The sequence below is a fragment of the Arthrobacter sp. SAFR-023 genome, assembly GCF_051965295.1.
Taxonomy (GTDB): Bacteria; Actinomycetota; Actinomycetes; order Actinomycetales; family Micrococcaceae; genus Arthrobacter.
Map to the genome: position 1 here is coordinate 197,809 of NZ_JBQCMF010000007.1, position 17,080 is coordinate 214,888.

At 66.7% G+C, this 17,080-nt stretch carries 15 protein-coding genes; 6 read left to right on the plus strand and 9 right to left on the minus strand.

Annotation, left to right across the window (positions count from 1 at the left end):
* The first annotated feature begins 283 nt into the window (after window positions 1-283).
* From ACTHQX_RS09955 to ACTHQX_RS09970, 4 genes are all read left to right on the plus strand, one after another.
* Complete coding sequence (locus ACTHQX_RS09955; RefSeq protein ID WP_236805769.1) at window positions 284-1,489, plus strand: NAD(P)-dependent malic enzyme; 1,206 nt, start codon at window positions 284-286, stop codon at window positions 1,487-1,489.
* Between the two features lie 138 nt (window positions 1,490-1,627).
* Window positions 1,628-2,131 (plus strand): DUF456 domain-containing protein, encoded by a 504-nt coding sequence (locus ACTHQX_RS09960; protein ID WP_440157246.1) that lies wholly within the window; start codon window positions 1,628-1,630, stop codon window positions 2,129-2,131.
* A 26-nt stretch (window positions 2,132-2,157) separates the two neighbouring features.
* Window positions 2,158-3,120, plus strand: a complete 963-nt coding sequence (locus ACTHQX_RS09965; RefSeq protein ID WP_440157248.1) for a hypothetical protein — start codon at window positions 2,158-2,160, stop codon at window positions 3,118-3,120.
* A gap of 61 nt (window positions 3,121-3,181) precedes the next feature.
* Window positions 3,182-3,541 carry a YybH family protein gene (locus tag ACTHQX_RS09970; protein ID WP_236805766.1) on the plus strand — a complete coding sequence of 120 codons (360 nt, stop codon included), beginning with the start codon at window positions 3,182-3,184 and terminating at the stop codon, window positions 3,539-3,541.
* Window positions 3,542-3,577: 36 nt separating this feature from the next.
* Here the strand turns inward: ACTHQX_RS09970 and ACTHQX_RS09975 are convergent, their stop codons facing one another.
* Window positions 3,578-4,225 carry a LysE family translocator gene (locus ACTHQX_RS09975; RefSeq protein WP_440157250.1) on the minus strand — a complete coding sequence of 216 codons (648 nt, stop codon included), beginning with the start codon at window positions 4,223-4,225 and terminating at the stop codon, window positions 3,578-3,580.
* A 105-nt stretch (window positions 4,226-4,330) separates the two neighbouring features.
* Between ACTHQX_RS09975 and ACTHQX_RS09980 the strand changes: the two genes are divergently transcribed.
* Window positions 4,331-4,786 (plus strand): Lrp/AsnC family transcriptional regulator, encoded by a 456-nt coding sequence (locus ACTHQX_RS09980; RefSeq protein WP_236805762.1) that lies wholly within the window; start codon window positions 4,331-4,333, stop codon window positions 4,784-4,786.
* Between the two features lie 109 nt (window positions 4,787-4,895).
* On the opposite strand, the gene ACTHQX_RS09985 is transcribed toward ACTHQX_RS09980, so the two are convergent.
* Window positions 4,896-7,619, minus strand: coding sequence for an FG-GAP-like repeat-containing protein (locus tag ACTHQX_RS09985; protein WP_440157252.1), 2,724 nt, complete (start codon window positions 7,617-7,619; stop codon window positions 4,896-4,898).
* A 185-nt stretch (window positions 7,620-7,804) separates the two neighbouring features.
* Complete coding sequence (locus tag ACTHQX_RS09990; protein ID WP_190243046.1) at window positions 7,805-8,263, minus strand: Lrp/AsnC family transcriptional regulator; 459 nt, start codon at window positions 8,261-8,263, stop codon at window positions 7,805-7,807.
* A gap of 371 nt (window positions 8,264-8,634) precedes the next feature.
* Here ACTHQX_RS09990 and gluQRS point away from each other — a divergent pair, with 371 nt between their 5' ends.
* On the plus strand, window positions 8,635-9,516 hold the full coding sequence (gene gluQRS, locus ACTHQX_RS09995; protein WP_236805760.1) for a tRNA glutamyl-Q(34) synthetase GluQRS: 882 nt from the start codon (window positions 8,635-8,637) through the stop codon (window positions 9,514-9,516).
* 9 nt (window positions 9,517-9,525) lie between these two features.
* On the opposite strand, the gene ACTHQX_RS10000 is transcribed toward gluQRS, so the two are convergent.
* The 6 genes from ACTHQX_RS10000 to ACTHQX_RS10025 all read right to left on the minus strand — a co-directional run bounded on the left by ACTHQX_RS10000 (window position 9,526) and on the right by ACTHQX_RS10025 (window position 16,496).
* On the minus strand, window positions 9,526-10,776 hold the full coding sequence (locus ACTHQX_RS10000) for a low temperature requirement protein A (RefSeq protein WP_440157254.1): 1,251 nt from the start codon (window positions 10,774-10,776) through the stop codon (window positions 9,526-9,528).
* A gap of 3 nt (window positions 10,777-10,779) precedes the next feature.
* Window positions 10,780-11,397 carry a transmembrane-type terpene cyclase gene (locus tag ACTHQX_RS10005; protein ID WP_440157256.1) on the minus strand — a complete coding sequence of 206 codons (618 nt, stop codon included), beginning with the start codon at window positions 11,395-11,397 and terminating at the stop codon, window positions 10,780-10,782.
* Window positions 11,398-11,506: 109 nt separating this feature from the next.
* Window positions 11,507-12,823, minus strand: coding sequence for an ATP-binding protein (locus ACTHQX_RS10010; RefSeq protein WP_440157258.1), 1,317 nt, complete (start codon window positions 12,821-12,823; stop codon window positions 11,507-11,509).
* Between the two features lie 109 nt (window positions 12,824-12,932).
* Window positions 12,933-13,457: a universal stress protein gene (locus ACTHQX_RS10015; protein ID WP_440157260.1), complete on the minus strand. Its 525-nt coding sequence runs from the start codon at window positions 13,455-13,457 to the stop codon at window positions 12,933-12,935.
* 64 nt (window positions 13,458-13,521) lie between these two features.
* Window positions 13,522-14,892 (minus strand): MBL fold metallo-hydrolase, encoded by a 1,371-nt coding sequence (locus ACTHQX_RS10020; protein ID WP_440157262.1) that lies wholly within the window; start codon window positions 14,890-14,892, stop codon window positions 13,522-13,524.
* 227 nt (window positions 14,893-15,119) lie between these two features.
* Complete coding sequence (locus tag ACTHQX_RS10025; protein ID WP_440157264.1) at window positions 15,120-16,496, minus strand: FAD-binding oxidoreductase; 1,377 nt, start codon at window positions 16,494-16,496, stop codon at window positions 15,120-15,122.
* Window positions 16,497-17,080: the final 584 nt, after the last annotated feature.

Sequence of the window (17,080 nt, forward strand, 5' to 3'; positions counted from 1 at the left end):
GACCGGCGAGTCATAAAAGGGGCGATAAGCGGTGAAATGGGCCACAAGTCAGCTATAAATGCTTTCCGTTCGGCCCAGCAGGTCCGATATGGCTAAGGGTGGGCCTTTGTCCTGTCTAACATGGCAGTAGCGGAGTGGCCAGCACCCACCAGCTCCACTGGCTTTCTGACGGGACCCGCCACCTTTGGGCCGTCAGCGAAAGCGTGTATCTGACCATCTTGAGCCTCGATTGCTTGAGCCATACTGTGCCGTGCGCCCACGGCTAGCTACAGGAGACAACGACGTGTCCACTGAAACTATTGCTACCAATGACACCAGCGCAGCCGCCGAGCTGACTGACCAGGAGATTTTCGCTGCCCACGAGGGCGGCAAGCTTTCCATTGCCAGCACCGTTCCCCTCAGCAACAAGCGGGACCTTTCCATCGCCTACACGCCGGGCGTCGCCCAGGTCAGCCGCGCCATCCACGCTGACCCAGAACTCGCCAAGAGCCACACCTGGGCCCAGCGCCTCGTGGCCGTCGTCAGCGACGGCACGGCTGTCCTCGGCCTGGGAAACATCGGCCCCAGCGCCTCGCTGCCTGTCATGGAAGGCAAGTCGGCCCTGTTCAAGGCCTTCGGCGAGCTGGACTCCATCCCGCTGGTCCTCAACACCACCGACGTGGACGAGATCGTGGAAACCCTTGTCCGGCTGCGCCCCAGCTTCGGTGCCGTCAACCTCGAGGACATCGCCGCCCCGCGCTGCTTCGAGCTGGAAGAAAAGCTCATCGAAGCCCTGGACTGCCCCGTCATGCACGATGACCAGCACGGCACCGCCGTCGTGGTCCTCGCCGCGCTGACCGGCGCCGCCAAGGTGACCGGCCGCGGGCTCGAGGAACTCCGCGTGGTGATCTCCGGTGCAGGCGCTGCTGGCATCGCCATCGCCGAAATCCTGCTCACCGCGGGCATCGAGGATGTGGTGCTGCTGGACTCCCGCGGCGTGATCAACTCCGGGCGTGCCGACATCGCCGCCGATCCCGCCAGCAAGAAGGCCCAGATGGCGCAGCGCAGCAACCCGCGCGGCATTTCAGGCGGCCCGGGGGAAGCGCTGCTGGGCGCTGACGTCTTCGTGGGCGTTTCCTCCTCCAAGCTGGACGAGGAGCACCTGAAGCTGATGAACCACAGCTCCATCGTGTTCGCACTGTCCAACCCGGACCCCGAGGTCCTGCCCGAGGTCGCTTCCAAGTACGCGGCAGTGGTGGCCACCGGCCGCAGCGACTTCCCGAACCAGATCAACAACGTCCTGGCGTTCCCTGGCATTTTCCGCGGCGCCCTGGACGCCGGCGCGCGCCGCATCACGCCTGCGATGAAGGTTGCCGCGGCCCGCGCTATCGCCGAACTGGCCGATGACAAGCTGTCGGCGTCCTACATTGTGCCCAGCCCGCTGGACCCGCGGGTTGCGCCGGCCGTCACGGCCGCTGTTGCCGCGGCGGTCGAAGCGGACGCAGTCTGACACCAAAGCTGACTGAAAGGGCTGACTGAAGCCCGACGGCGGTGCCTCCCGTGCTGGGGAGGCGCCGCCGTCGTCGTTCCCGGCAAAGTCCGCGCTCCGCGGACCAAGCGCCCGGCTGCTCCGCCCTAGACTGGGGGCATGAACGCCCAAACCCTCGTGACCGTCCTGTGCGGCCTGGCCATCCTGGTTGGCGTCGCCGGCACCGTCATCCCCGTCCTCCCCGGCAGTTTCCTGATCGGCCTGAGCCTGCTGGCGTGGGCTATCTGGGGCGGCGAGGGCGTGACCGGCTGGGTGGTTTTCGCCGTGGGCATGATGTTTGTGCTGGCAGGCATGGCGGCCAGCGCCGTCCTCGCCGGCCGCAAGCTGAAGGAACACCGGATTCCCAACCGGAGCGTCGCCGTCGGGGTTGTGCTGGGCATTGCCGGCATGTTCGTCATTCCCGTGGTGGGCCTGTTCGTGGGCTTTGCCGCCGGGCTGCTGCTCAGCGAAGTCCTGCGCACGCGCAACTTCCGGACTGCCCTGACCTCCAGCTGGGCCGCCCTGAAAGCCACGGGCCTGGGAATGCTCGCTGAGTTCGGCCTGGCCTGCCTCGCGGCCAGCACCTGGGTGGTGGGCGTCTGGGTGGGCGCCGCTTCGGCTTAGTTCCGTCCCGCTATTAGCATGGTGGAATGACCGCGGGGCAGCGTCCAGGACCGATCTACCGCGACACGCGCGACCTGACACCCTTCGGCGGCGGCAAGGTCCGCACGCCGGTGCGCGAAATAGCCGAGGGCATGGGTGGGCTGATCCACGGCGTCCTCGGGGGAGGGGACTCCCGGATCAGCGTGGACGGCAGTGTTCCGCGGCTCAAGCTGCTGCCCGGAAAAGCTGCCAGGACCGTATACGACGCCATCTTCTCGAACGCCGACCCGAACCGGCTCATTGCGGCTGGCCGCGCCTATCCCGGCTGGGCAGGACTCTGCTGCGTGATGGCTGGCCTGCTCGCCTACAAGCAGGGCGGTTACCTGCGGGCCGCGGAGCTCCTGCAGCGCGGGCTGTCCATCAGGAACGACGATGAGGCGAACCAGTTCGCCGCCAGTTACCTCACGCACGTGGTCACCCGGGTGGAAGTCGCCGAACGCGTCGTGGTGCCGGTGCTGTTCAGTGAGGAGTCGGTTTTCCTTGCGCTCTCCCATTCGCTCCGGGAAGCGGGACAGACCGAGGCGGCCCTTGAAACGCTGGTCAGGCTGCCGCCGTCCTTGCCCACCGCGCTGGCGAGGTGCGCCCTCGCCGCCGCCTTGGGCCGGGACCAGGAGGTGGTGGTCTGGACTGAGGGCCTGATGAATGCGGATGACCTGTCCGCGGCGCTGCTTCTGATCCGGGCCCGTTCGCTCCGTCGGCTAGGCGCCCACAGTCAGGCCCAGCAGGCACTCAAGGAAGTCCTGCGGCGGCAGAAGACCAGCCTGTCCCTGCGCAACGACGCCCTGACCGACCGCGCCCTGATACTGCTGGACAACGGCCGGAAGTCCCTCAACCCTCGGGACTGGCAGCGAAGCAAGCAGGCGGAGCTCGAAACCTTCGAGGTCATCCGCAAGGACATCGAAGCGCGCCGGGCGTGGGAACAGAAGTGGAAGCAGTTCGGCGGGGACTGAGGCTGGCTCCTGTGGGCGGCAGGCTCTTGTGGGCAGTCCAGGGCCGCGATACAACGGACCCATGACTGACGCAATCAGGCAGTGGATGGACAAGTATGTAGCGGCGTGGACAACGAACGACCCCGAAGACATCGCCGCCCTCTTCACCGAGGATGCCGTATATGCCACGCGGCCCTACGACCCGGACCCGTGGCGCGGGCGCGAACAGATCGTGGAGCGCTGGATCGGGTCGGCGGACCAGCCTGAGGACTGGACGTTCGAATGGTCGCTGCTGGGGTCCGACGGGGACCTCGCGTTCGTGCAGGGCCGCACCACGTACCTTGATGACCGCCCGAACTACGAGAACCTGTGGGTGATCCGGCTCGATCCCGAGGGGCGGGCCTCGGGCTTCACCGAGTGGTTCATGGAGCAAAAGGTCTGAGTCTGCCGCCGGGCCGGCTTCCGGGCGGACCGGCTCCTACGCCAACCGGCCCAGGGCTGGCAGCAGCTGCTCCGAGAGCAGCGCGGCGCCCAGGAGCACCATGATGATGCCGCTGGACAGCGTCACTCGGCGGGCCGCATTAGGCCGGGACTGCAGGAGTTTCCGCGACAGCAGGGCCACGCAGGTGTACACGAGGGCCGCGAGCAGCACGAACGTCAGGCCCAGCAGTCCGGACTGTACCGGCACGGGCAGCGGCGCGTCGGCGCTGACGAACTGCGGCACGAGGGCCAGGAAGAACAGCAGGCCCTTGGGATTGATGCCGCTGGTCCCCATGCCCTGGAGAAAGGACCGGAGCTGGTTCTGCCCCGGATTCCCGACGGCGGCCGCGGCCGTGAAGCTCGCACCTCGCCATGACCTGATGGTGACGGTCCCCAGCCACAGCAGGTAGACGGCACCGGCCACCGTGATCCAGCCCAGCAGGCCCGGCATGCTTGCCAGGACTGCGGCGAGCCCGGCGACCATGAGAACGGTGTGCAGCACGTAACCGCTGCACAACCCCGCCACGGCGGGCACGAAACTGCGGCGGCCCAGGCCCGCAGTGATGGAGTAGGCCCAGTCCACCCCGGGGGTGCAGGCGAGGGCGGCCGCCACCACAATAAAGGCGAGGAATAGCTGGGGATTCATGGGCGGGCTCCTGCGTGTTGGGCTGTAAGAAAAGCCTAGGCAAAACGCAGCCAGAAGTGCTCTCCGATTTCGCCCGGATCGCGGCCTTGCGAGTAAGATTCTTGCGTGATTGACCATATCGACAGAAGTATTTTGCGCCACCTCAAAGAGGACGGCAGAATAACTGCCACGGCGCTGGCCGCCAAGGTGGGACTCACCGTTGCCCCCTGCCACCGCAGGCTCCGCGATCTCGAGCAGTCCGGCGTGATCCGCGGCTATAAAGCGGACATTGACCCGGCCGCCGTCGGGCTTGGATTTGAGGCGATTGTGTTCGTGACGCTCCGGCAGGTGGACCGCCCCACCATGGAGATCTTCGAGAGCCGGGTCGCGGAGAACCCGAACATCGTGGAGGCGCAGCGGCTGTTCGGTTCCCCGGACTACCTGCTCAAGGTGATCGCGGCGGACCTGCCCTCCTACCAGCGCTTCTACGACAGTGAGCTGACGGCACTTCCGGGCGTCGAACGGCTGACCTCGACGCTGGTGATGAAGAACCTGAAGTCCAACGCGGGCCCGCCGGTGTGACTTTCCTTCCAACGCCGGGCATTCCACAAGCGCGAACGAGCACTTGGGGCCCCCGATCCGTGTGGATCAGGGGCCCAAGTGTCCGCTCGCGCTTAACTGTCTCCGGTGCTCAGCGGGGGTTCAGCACGACGTTCTGGAACGTGCCCCAGCTCGACAGGCTATACAGCCACAGGGTTCCGTCTGCTGACGGAGCCAGCAGGCTGGTGGAGTTGGTGCCCGTGAGCCGGCCGGCCGCTACGAGCGGCTTGTATGCGGCCCAGCCGCCGGAAAGCTGCCGGCGCGGCAGGGCGCCACCGGTTCCGTTGCCCGGGTAGAGCCACAGGTCCCCGGCTGCGGTGCGGGCCAGGATGTCCTGCTTGCCGTCCGCGGTGATGTCGCCCGCAGGGATGAGCTGGCTGAACACGTTCCAGTTGGAACCCAGCGCCCGCCGCGCGAGCAGGCCGCCCCTGCCGTTGCCCGGGTACACCCACAGCCTGCTGTCAGGTGTCTGGGCCATGAGGTCGCTCTTACCGTCCCCGGTGAAGTCTCCCGGGGACAGGATCCGCGTAAAGCCCTGCCAACCGGCACCGATGAGCTTGCGGGCCAGGAGAGTGCCCTTCCCGTCAGAGGGATAGATCCACAGCCTTCCGTCCGCAGCCCGGGCCACGATGTCCGGACCCCCGCTGCCGTCGATGTTTCCGGCGGAAAAGATCTGGCTATAGGTCTGCCAGCCGGAATTGAGCAACCGGGCGGCCGTGAACCCGCCCGAGCCGTTGCCCGGGTGCAGGAACAGCTGGCCCTGCGGAGTGAGCGCCAGGACGTCGGTGCGTCCGTCGCCCGTCATGTCGCCGGCACCCCACACTTGGCTGTACTTGTTCCATCCGGTCCCGAGTGATACCCGCGGCGCCAGGCGGCTCCCACCGGTACCCGGGTAGAGCGCGAGGGTGCCGGCGGACGTGCCCACGAGAACGTCGGTTTGTCCGTCCCCGCTGAAGTCATGCCCGCCGATGATCGTCTCGAACGCGCCCCAGCCTGCTCCCAGCCGAACCGGCTCGCGGAACGCTCCGGCGCCGTTTCCGGCGTAGAAGGAGAGCGAGCCGTCGCTGCTGCGGGCCAGTAGTCCGCCAACGCGCCCGCCGAATCCGCTTGCCGGGGAAACTGCGGTGAAGCCGTTCCACCCGGTTCCGGCCTGGGTGGGGGCCAGGAAGCCGCTCTTGCCGTCGCCGGGGTAGAGCCACAGCGTGCCGTCGGGCTTGATGCCGGCTAGGTCGCGCTTGCCATCACCCGTCAGGTCACCCGGGGTGACGATGCGCTGGAAGATCTGCCAACCCCCGCCGATTCGGATCCTGGGCAGGAAGCCGGCCTGGCCGTTTCCTGGGTAGAGCCAGAGCTCTCCTTCGGAAGTACGTCCAAGAAGGTCGGCTTGTCCGTCTCCGGTGAAGTCGGCATCCCCCACGACCGTGTTGAAGATGTTCCAGCCGCCTGCGATGCGCTTCGGCGCGCCGAGCTTGTTTCCGGGCTGGCCGGCGTTCAGCATGAGGGAGCCGTCGGTCTCCCGCGACAGCATGTCCGGGCGTCCGTCTCCGTCGAAGTCGCCTGCCGAAAACCGGATTCGGGCTTTGCGTCCGGGGTCGGCGTCGATGGTAACGGTGGCGGAGGTGGCGGTGACGGAATTGATGGTGACCCGGGTTCCCGCGTTCGTGGTGAACGTGCTGCCGGCCTGCCACGTGTGATTGGTGGCGTAGTAGCCGCTGAATGGAACGGTGGACGGCATCAGTGCCAGCGAGGACGAGGGGGTGGCGCCGCCGCGCTGGACCACCTTGACGCCCCGGTTGCCCGCATACCCGCTGGCCAGGTAGGTGTCGTAGCCGACCGGCTGGCGGAGCTCCAGGTAGTAGACCTCCCGGCTGGCCGGATCTGCGAACTTCACCGCGCGGTAGGCCAGCTTGGTGTCACCCCACGGCTTCAGCGTGTAGCTCTTCACGCCGGAAGCGACACCGAGGTCGCGGACGTCAGTGCCATTGCCCAGGCCCCTGGCTTCCCAAAACGGCGAACTGATCACCGGCATGTTGTAGCTGGACAGCCCCATCAGGTCGGTGCTGTCGCCGTATTCCCGGATATAGCAGGAGGAATCGGTGAACTGCCCGGTGCTGGTGACGCCCACGTCCGAAACGCCGCTGCCGCACTGCAGGGCGTCGGCGTGCATGGAACCCAGGACGTGCCCGAATTCGTGGGCGATCACGCTGTTGGTGAAGCCGCTGATTTTCGGCATCAGCACGCGCCCGCTGTTGCCGTTGCTGCTGTAGCCGGCGCCGAGGGCGCCGCCGGCGAGCGTGTCGCTTGGCACAAAGATCACCAGGGCCTTGTTGGCGCTGTAGGTCCACTTCAGCTCGCTCGTGATCTTGTTGATCATGTCGTAGTAGGAGTCCGTCGACCTCGCCGTCTTGGAGGCCAAGGTCGCCCGTTCGGTGACGGTCATGGAGATACGGCCGCCGGACATCGCCTTCCAGTAGTTGCTGGAGGCCGTCACGGCCGCCTCGGCCTGGGCCATCGGAACGAGGGCCTTGTTATCGACCAGGGTGGCCACGACAAGTTTGACCGTGATTGGAACGGGAGCAGTCACCCCCGCCTCGGTCTGCAGTGCCAGTCCGGCAGGCGGCTCATCCATCGGCACACCGGGCGCGGATTCGTACCCGTGGTGCTCCTGTTCCGTCGGGGACTCCGCCGGCAGTGTAGTGCCGCCCGCGGCAGGATCTGTGGCAGCCACCGAAGCGGCGGCGGGAAGCGAGACGAGGCCCGCGGCGAGAACCAGCAAGCCGGTGACCGACGCGATTGAACGTGAAAAAGAGCGCATTGAGTTCCTTATTGAGACCGACCCCCCGGCGGAGACCCTGAGTGAACAATGCACCCGCCGCGTGCCCAGCGCCGCGGCGGATGCTGAATCAGGTTATAGCTGCCACCGCAGGACAGCCGCCGGAAAATCCGCAGTTTTCCCCAATGATTTGCGCAGTATCGGAGCGCCTATCCAAGGGGGTTTTGTCAGTGTTCTAGGAGGCCCGTAGTCCGGTAGGGAATCACCTCGCGCAGGAACATGCTGGTGGACGTCCGCACGATTCCCGGGCACAGCCGGATCTCCTCGGAAACCCGGTAAAGGTCATCAGGGCTGGTGGCCACCACCCGGATCAGCAGGTCCGTGTCGCCGGCAGGGGCGTGGCACTCCAGTACTTCCGGGATTTCGCGCAGCGCAGCGATGGCCTCGTTGAGGTGGCTCTGGTCCAGTTCGGCGCTGACCGCGGCGGCAACGCCGCGGCCCAGCGCTGCGGGCAGTACACGGCTGCTGTTGGGCCGGAGAGCGCCCGACGCCGTCATCCGCTCCAGGCGCGACTGTACTGTTCCGCGGGCCAGGCCCAGCCGCTGGGACAGGACCATGATTGGCAGCCGCGGATCCTCGTCCAGGGCCGAAAGGATTCTCCGGTCGGTGGCGTCGAGCTCCTGCAATCTGATCACTTCCTGTCCTGTTCCGGGCCGCGCAACCGGTCAGATTGACCAGTCGGTTCGGTGCCCGTTGCGCCTACTGTAAGTGTTCTGCTCAGATAGTGGCAACGCAGGCGACGGTTACCCCCGCAGCCGGCAGGCTACAGGCTCCCGGCACACCACCCGGCTCCCTGGACCACGCTTCCCGCAAGGAGGCAGCCGCTGATTGACACTTGTTCACGCATTCGTCTTTCCGCAGGAAGTGCCTCGAATTCCGGAACGCAGTTCCGTTCAGGACAGGCACGGCAAGAGCCCCTGAGTTACCGATCCCCGGCCAACCCCCCGGAGCACGGTAGCTGAGGGGCTCTTGTGGTGTTCGGCATAGGGTGGATGGCATGACTTGCGCTGGCCGCTTCGCACCGAGCCCGTCCGGTGAGCTGCATGTGGGAAACCTCCGGACGGCGATCCTTGCCTGGCTTTTTGCCCGTTCCACCGGACGGCGGTTTCTGCTGCGCGTTGAGGACCTCGACCGCGCGCGGGCGGGGGCTGAGGCCGTGCAGCTGCGGGACCTGGCGGCCGTCGGAATGACGTGGGACGGCGCGGTGGTGCGCCAGACGGACCGCGAACCGCTGTACACGGCCGCCATCGGACGGCTGGCCGCCGCCGGGCTGACGTATGAGTGCTTCTGTACCCGCCGTGAGATCCAGGAGGCACCGTCCGCGCCGCACGCACCGCAGGGAGCCTATCCCGGCACATGCCGACAGTTGTCAGCGGCGGAGCTCGAGTTCAAGCGGTCTACCCGTCCGGCCGCGATCCGGTTGCGTTCCTCTGTGGCTGAGTGGACGGTGGAGGACGTGCTGCACGGGACGTTCACGGGCGTCGTGGACGACTTTGTCCTGCGCCGGAACGACGGTGTTACCGCGTACAACCTGGCCGTCGTCGTGGATGATGCCGAGCAGGGCATAGACCAGGTGGTCCGCGGCGATGACCTTCTGCCGTCCACACCCCGGCAGGCATATCTCGCATCTCTCCTAGATATGCCCGCTCCGGAATATGCCCACGTGCCGCTGGTGGTGAACGCCGACGGCGCCCGTCTGGCAAAGCGGGACGGCGCGGTTACCTTGGGCGACCTGGCCGCCGTCGGAATCCCCGCAGAAGCTGTGCAGCGCATCATCTTGGAATCGCTGGGGCTCCCCGGCGCTTCCTTGGAGAACGCCCTCAAAGAGTTTTCGCCCGCCAGCCTGCCGCGTGACCCTTGGGTCTGGCCCGGGGCGTAGCGGAGCCCGTCAGGCGGTCTCGGACCGCTGCTCCAGCTTCGCCAGCGCCGCGTGAAGCAGATCCGTGCTCCGGCGCTCATCGATGACGATCGACGCACCGAGCGCCGCAACAATGACAAGCAGGCAGACGGGAACCGAGACGCCCGCAGCCGCCAATGCCACGCTTCCCCCGAGCACTAGCACCACTCCGGTGGTGACGGCGATGAGCGTGCGGTCGACGCACGTCATGACGCTGAAGAGTGCCGTGAGCGAGACCTTGAACAGGGCCACGGGAACGGCGATGCTGGCGACGGCGACGGCGGCGCTGATGTGGGCGGCATGGTCGATGTAGTACGCGGCGACGTGCAGGCCAGCGCCCGTGGCGGCGATTGCGGCGAAGACAGGGATGTGGCCGTAGCCGAAGAAGTAGGAACGGTGCCGCTGCAGGTGCAGCGCCCGGCCGGCGGGCAGGACGAAGTAGATCCACCACATGCTGAAGGCCAGTGCCGTGCCGCCGAAACCCACCAGGGCTGCATCAACCGACCAGCCATGGTTGGCCACGATCGCCCGGAGTGTCTCTACGGCGCCGATCAGGCATTCGCCGAGGGCGATGATGGCCAGCAGGCCGTAGCGTTCGGCGATGTGGTGGGCATGCCAGGGCGTGGTGGCGTTCCGCTCGGCGGCGTACGGAGTGGCCAACTCCAGGACATAGAGCGGTGCAATCATCAGGAATGTGGTGGCGACGTCCGCCTGGATGAACAGCACAGCGATCCACCCAAGCTGGACCACCGCCAAGTATCCCGCGTAGCGCAGGCACGTCTGCCTGCGGGCCGGATCCTGCCGGGCAGCGCGCAGCCACTGGAAGACCAGGGCAAGCCTCATCATGACGTAGCCGCCCACGATGGCCGTGTTCTCCACGTGCCGCCCCTCCACCAGGGAGTGGAACATGGGCTCGATGCCCATCGCCAGGATCAGGACACCGAGCAACTGAACCATGGTGACCAACCGGAACACCCAGTCGTCGGTGTCGTAGGCACTGGCGAACCAGGTGAAATTGATCCACGCCCAGATCACGGCAAACATCGCGAAGGAAAAGCCGAGCAGCCCGGCGCCGAAGTGTCCCTCCGCGATCTCGTGGGCGAACTGGCTGCCGGCCACCCCGAAGGCGATCACGAAAGTCAGGTCGAAGAAGAGTTCCAGTGGGGTGGCTGTCCGGTGCGGCTGGTGTGGATCCCGGCCGCCCATGCGGGCCGCGGCGTGCCGAAGCGGATTAGAGGGCATGAGTCAAACAGTAGCGCGTCCGCGCGCCCGCCAGAGCAGGGCAATGTATGTCACGTCGAACACGCTGCACAGCGCTCCCAAGCCAAGGATCAGGGCCGAGTTTCCGTAACCGCCGTAGACAATGGTGGGTGCAAGCGTGCCAATCCACTTGGCCACGGCGATGATGGGCGACTGGCCGCGGCCGCCGCCACGCGCGACGAACATGGCGAAGAAGAGCCCGGACATCAGCAGGTTCTGCAGGAAGGCGGCGTACTTGGTGGCGTCGTCCCAGCCGAACTCAGCCACGAACAGAAGCTGCACCGCGAATGACGTGACGCCCAGCAGTATGGCCCAGCCCAGGAAGAGCGGCCGCGTGATCCAGGGCGGCAGCTCGGCCCGCCCGAACCTCAGGAAGGTGTAGACGATGAGGACGTCCGCCAGGCCCCACACGATGTTGAAAATCCCCTGCGCCGATATGCCCGTAGCCAGGGACCGCGAGGCGTAGATGGCCTCCCAGGCAAAGTTGAGCGCCAAGGCCGCCGCCGGGATGGCGTAGGTGCGTTCCCGGACGCCCAGCCGGATCGCCTCGACATACACAACCGTCCAGGCCACTCCGCTGACGATCGTCAGAAACAGGATCACGTTGCTCCTCGACTCGGCAATGACTGCAACGCGGGGTCACTTAGCGCCCAATTCGGGCCCACATATGGGCGTTATCTGACCCCGCGTTGCTTTGGCTGCAGCGAAGAGGCTACACGCGGCCGAGGGCGTCGATGTCCTCCAGGAACTCCTCGTGCACCTCGTCGCTGACGGTGGTGCGGGTGTCTGCGATGGCATCGAGGTAGTCCTGGGTGGCGGGACCTTTTCGGACCGCCTCGCGGACGGACACGCCGCCCCCGGAAGCCAGCCCGCCGTCGTCGTACACTGCCTTTTCCAGCGCACGCTGGGAGGCGCTACGCGCGGCAAACTCGATGTCCGCGGGGGAGAAGCCCTTGGTCCGGTCCACGAGCTGCTCCACGTCCACGTTGTCCACGACGGCGGCGGGGATGAAGCGCTGCCACATGGCTTCGCGGGCCTGCCGGTCCGGGAGGCCGATGGGGATCACGTAGTCGAACCGGCCGTGGCGCAGGAAGGCGGAGTCGAGGGCGCGGATGAAGTTGGTGGCGCAGACCAGGATGCGGCCGGGCTGTTCGCGGAAGGCCGGGATGATCTTGAGCAGTTCGTTGGTGACGCCCTGCAGCGGAGACGGCGGGTCCCCGGCGCGCTGGGAGGCGATCTCCTCCACCTCGTCGATGAACACGACGGCGTGCTCGAGTTCCGCGATCTCCAGGAACGTCTCCCGCAGTGCGCCTGCCAGACCCTTGGGGTCGGACGCCAGCCGGGAGGGAAAGACTTCAACAAAGGGCCACTCCAGCCGGGAGGCGATCGCCTTGGCGAAGGTGGTCTTGCCGGTACCGGGGGGCCCGAACAGCACCACTGCCCGCGGCGGCACCACACCGAATTCGTCGGCGAGGTCCGCCTCCGCCAGCGGCAGGACCAGGCGGCGCTCCAGGAGTTCCTTTTCCCGGCGCATGCCGGCCACGTTCTCCCACAGGTCCCGCGCCAGGATGCGTCCGCCCAGCAGGCTAAGGGGTTCGAGTTCCTGCCGCTGCACGGGGATGGTGCGCTCGAAGTAGCGCAGGTTCTTCTTGAGCACGAAGCCGCGGCTCAGGAAGGCCTCCACCCGGGTCTCCGACTCGGGCATCAGGGCCGAAAGCTTGTTCAGTCCGTGCGGCGCCATCCGGTTTTCGACGGCGGCAAGCAGGGAAGTGCCGATGCCCCGGCCGCGGAATTCCGGCAGAGTGGCCAGGAAAACGACCCAGCCCTGGTCGTGGGCTGCACGGCCGACGGCGGCGCCTACCACCTGGTCGCCGAGGACGGCCACTACGGCATGGTCCTTCTCGCACGATGCCAGCACCTCGGAGAGCGCATAGACCGGCTCGACGTTGGTGGCCTTCAGCGACTCCCAGAGGTGCAGGATGCCGTCCAGGTCCGCGGAGTGGAAGTCCCGGATCCGCCAGTTGGTCATGAGGTTGTCTCCCGTGGTTCGACGTTGAGCCAGTTGTGAGCTGCTCAGCCGAGCATAGGCGATGGCGCGCCGTCAGGGGGTTGCAGGTGCGTTGCGTTACGCGGAGGGTTTAGCGCGTGGCCGTGTCCACGGGTGCGTCCCTGCCCGGGTCCTTGTGTGCGTCCCTGGACGCGGCGCCCCTGCGGAAATGGTGGGCGCGCTCGTGGTCATCCTTGGTGTGCACCACCAGGACCGGGCATTGGGCGTGCGCCACGCAGGCGGTGCTCACCGAGCCGAGGTGCAGGCCCATGAACCCGCCGTGGCCCCTGCGCCCCACCACCAGCATCGCCGCTCCGGCCGCCGCCTCCACCAGCGTGGCCGGGGCCGGACCCCGCACCAGCTCACTGGTCAGGGTCTCCGGAACGTCCGGTCCGAATGCCTTCTCGATGCACTGGGCCAGGGTCTTGGCAGCCGAGGTCTCGAACGCCTCGAAATCCGGAGGGATGTATCCGGCATACATCTCCGGGAAATGCCAGCAGGCTACGGCATGGACGCGCGCACCCAGGCCTGGTGCCAGCCGCGCCGCCAGACGGAGGGCTTCCACCGAGGAATCGGAGCCATCCACGCCGACAACCACTTTGCGTTCAGCATCCATTGTTGTTCTCCTTTCAACCTAGACTTTGCATTTTCGACCGGGTCATCGGCCACGGACAGACGCGTCACCCCCGCTGCAGCGGCTTCATCTGCAGGGCGACCCCGGCGGCCGCGGCGTCCCGGAACCGGGCATCGATCTGGACCACGTCCCGCCCTGCCCGCTGCAGCAGGCTGGCCGCGACGCCGGCGCGGTAGCCGGTGGCGCAGTGCACCCAGAGGCACCCGGCGGGCAGTTCCGCCAGACGGGCCAGCAGTTCGTGCAGTGGCACGTTAATGGCGCCTGCCACGTGCGAGGCGGCAAACTCGTCGCTGCGGCGTACGTCCAGCACGGGGTCGCCGCCGGGCTTTTCATGAACGACGGCGGGCCAGCCGGCGCGGGGATAAGAGGCGACGGGAGCTCCCGGGGCCAGTTCGCCGGGTTCTGTTCCCACCGCGGCATCGGGGCGCTCGATGCCGATGCGGGAAAGGTCGCGGATGGCATCTTGCAGATCCTCACTGCTGCCGACGAGCGTCAGCTTTTCGCCCCAGGGGAGAACCCAGCCGAGGTAGGAACTGAAGCTTCGTCCCGAGCCGTATTCCAAGCTGACGGTGCCCCGCAGGTGGTTGCCGGCGAACAGCACGCGGTGGCGCAGGTCGACCACCCATTCGCCGTTCGCCAGCCGCTCCGTCAGCTCAGCGGCGCCGAGTGACTCCGGCAGGCTCAGGTCCGCGGGCTCGGGGCCGGTCATGTTAATGGGGGCCATGTGGGCGTAATAGGAAGGGTACGCGGAGAGATTGGCCATGAGCTCGGCCGCAAAGTGCTCGGGATCCGGATCCGTCAGTGCATGGTTCCCTTCGCACTGCTCGGCAATGGTCGACGTCTCCGCGCGGGTGGCCGGTCCGACCGAGCAGAACGAGCCAAACCCGTGGGTGGGATAGAGGGCAGCATCGGGTCCGGCCTCGTCCGCGAGCCGGTGGACCGACGCGTACTGGTCCCGTGTCAGGCCGGCGGTGTCTCGGGGGCCGAGAAGATCGGTGCGGCCAACGGAGCCGAAGAGCAGGCTGCCGCCGGAAAATACGGCCCTGCCCGGACCGTCCGTGACGATGTAGGACAGGTGCGTGTGGGTGTGCCCGGGCGTGGCCACGGCTCGGAGCGTGAGCGCGCCGATCTGCAGGGTTTGGCCGTCTTCAACCGGCTCGCGCTCATAGGCAACCTGGTCCGCGGCGTTCACCAGGTACTTGGCTCCGTGGGCGCGGGCGAGGATCAGGCCGCCGGTGAGGTAGTCGTTGTGGACGTGAGTCTCGGCCACGTGGGTGATCCGCACCCCGGCGCTCCTCGCGGCCTCCTCGATGCGGTCGGTGTCCCGCTGGGCATCGACCACCAGCGCGACGCGGCCGTCATGGACCAGGTAGCTGCGGTCCCCGAGCTGCGGGGTTTCGATGACAACGACGTCCATTCGTCCGGCCCTTCGACGCACCGTGGAGGCACCGCTCATCGCGGGCCTCACCCCGGATGCCTCCATGGTAGGCCGAATGGCGGCAGAAGGAACCTTCCCCGCGTAGGGCGAAGGGCATTTCTGCACCACTTTCTGCGGCTGTCCCCACGCACGCCCACCGACTGGTGCGGCGGAGATGCGGACGGCCCCCTTGAAGAGGTGCAGAAATGCTCGTGATGCAGGCGGTATCAGCCGGCCGGCTTGATGTTTTGGTTGACGTGGAACAGGTTGCCGGGATCGTACTTGGCCTTGACCTCGGCGAGGCGGGCGTAGTTCCCCGCGTAGGTGTCCTTGATGTGTGTCTGGTCGTCGGCGTCGAGGAAGTTCACGTAGCCCGCACCGGATCCGAGGGGGTGGAGCTCTGCGTAGTAATCGCGCACCCACTTCTTGTTGGCTTCGTTGTGGGCCGGATCCTCCCAATGGCAGGCAATGTCGACGGCGAAGTTGACGTCGCGGTACGGAAATGCGGTCTCGTCCCGCCCGACCCGCTGGACGGCCCCGTCAATCGGGTAGAAGTGGTTGGCCGTCTGGACGCTGGGAATGCCTTCGCCGAACTTCTCAGCCACATGGATTACGTCATCGCTCAGAACGGGCAGGAACTCTGACTTCCAATATGCCTGCAGGCCCTTCGGGTAGAACGGGTCGAAGAGCGTGTTGAGAACTGTGTAGGGCAGAGGGCCAAGGAAGGAGCCGGCGACAGGCGCAACGTCAAGGAACGGCTGCCATTGACGCTCGCCCTCGTTGTGGGGGCCCGCCCAGCCGCCCACCAGCACTACCACGGGCTTCCCGTGGTACTCCTCTGGCAGGAACGGGACCGGCGGGCCTTGGTGGAAGCCCAGGAAGACGCCCATTTCCTCCGGTGCCGTGGCGATGTAATCCCTGTAGAGCCGTGCCACAGCGTCGGCGTGCTCCAGAAGGTAAATGATCACTCCCCCGTAGAGAACATCCACGGGGTGCAGGTTGAACTCAAAGGAAGTCACGACGCCGAAGTTGCCGGTCCCGCCGCGAAGCGCCCAAAAGAGGTCGTCATTTTCAGTGGTGCTGGCGACCAAAAACTTCCCGTCCGCAGTCACCACGTCAGCGGACTTGAGGTTGTCGCACGACAGTCCGTACTTCCGGGCGAGGTAGCCGATGCCTCCGCCGAGCGTTAGTCCCGCAACGCCCGTTGATCCAATGATGCCTCCGGTGGTGGCGAGGCCGAATGCACCCGTGGCGTGATTGAAGTCCGCCCATGTCGTTCCGGCTTCGGCTCGTGCCGTGCCATTGGCAGGGTCCACGCGCACCCCCCGGCAGCCTGTGAAGTCGATGACGAGGCCGCCGTCGCAGGTCCCGAACCCGGGCGCGCTGTGGCCGCCGCCGCGCAGCGCCAGGTCCAGGCCTGTGTCACGGGCGAAATTCACGCCGGCGATGACGTCCGCGACCTGCGACACGCGCAGGACGGCCGCGGGGCGTTTGTCGATCATTCCGTTGAAGACGGCCCGCGCATCGTCGTAGTCCGCCTGGTCGCTCGTGATGACTTGGCCCCGTACTTTCTCCTGGAGGGCCTCGAAGGAACTGTTGTCCACGGTTTACTCCCGATTCATCCGGGGGCACACACCCCGGTATCTGGGGGCGGCCGCATGGCCGCGCCGGGTGATTGTCTTTGCAGCCGGTGCGGGCCCAACCTCTTGCTCTTGGAGGCGCAGTAGTCCGGGCAGGACGTCCACAGCGGCGGAGACCGGATGCACCTTGGCAGGGCGGCAGCATCGCGCGGTTTGCCTTGGCGTGATTCAGACACGAGGTTCGTCCCCGTCTCGACGGTTTAGGGCCTGTGGCCCAGCGCTTTCAGCACAGCTAGTCGTAAATTACTCCGGCACCCAACGGCCGTCAATGACCGAAACCGCTTAAGCGCGAACAGACACATGTGGCCCCTGGAGTGGGGCCACATGTGTCCGTTCGCGCTCAGTGGCGCTGTCTTGCCGGGAAAGAAGTTGCCGGGTTAGATCCGGTCCGCGCCGCCCGGGCCGGGGCGGTTGGCGATGACGGGGGACATGCCGGTGAAGCCTTCGCGGGCTTCGGCGATCTCGTGGATGCGTTTGCGGCAGGCGTACCAGCCGGCGACCATGAGGGCGATGGCGATGAGGGTGACCAGGAGCGTGAGGGGTGAGTC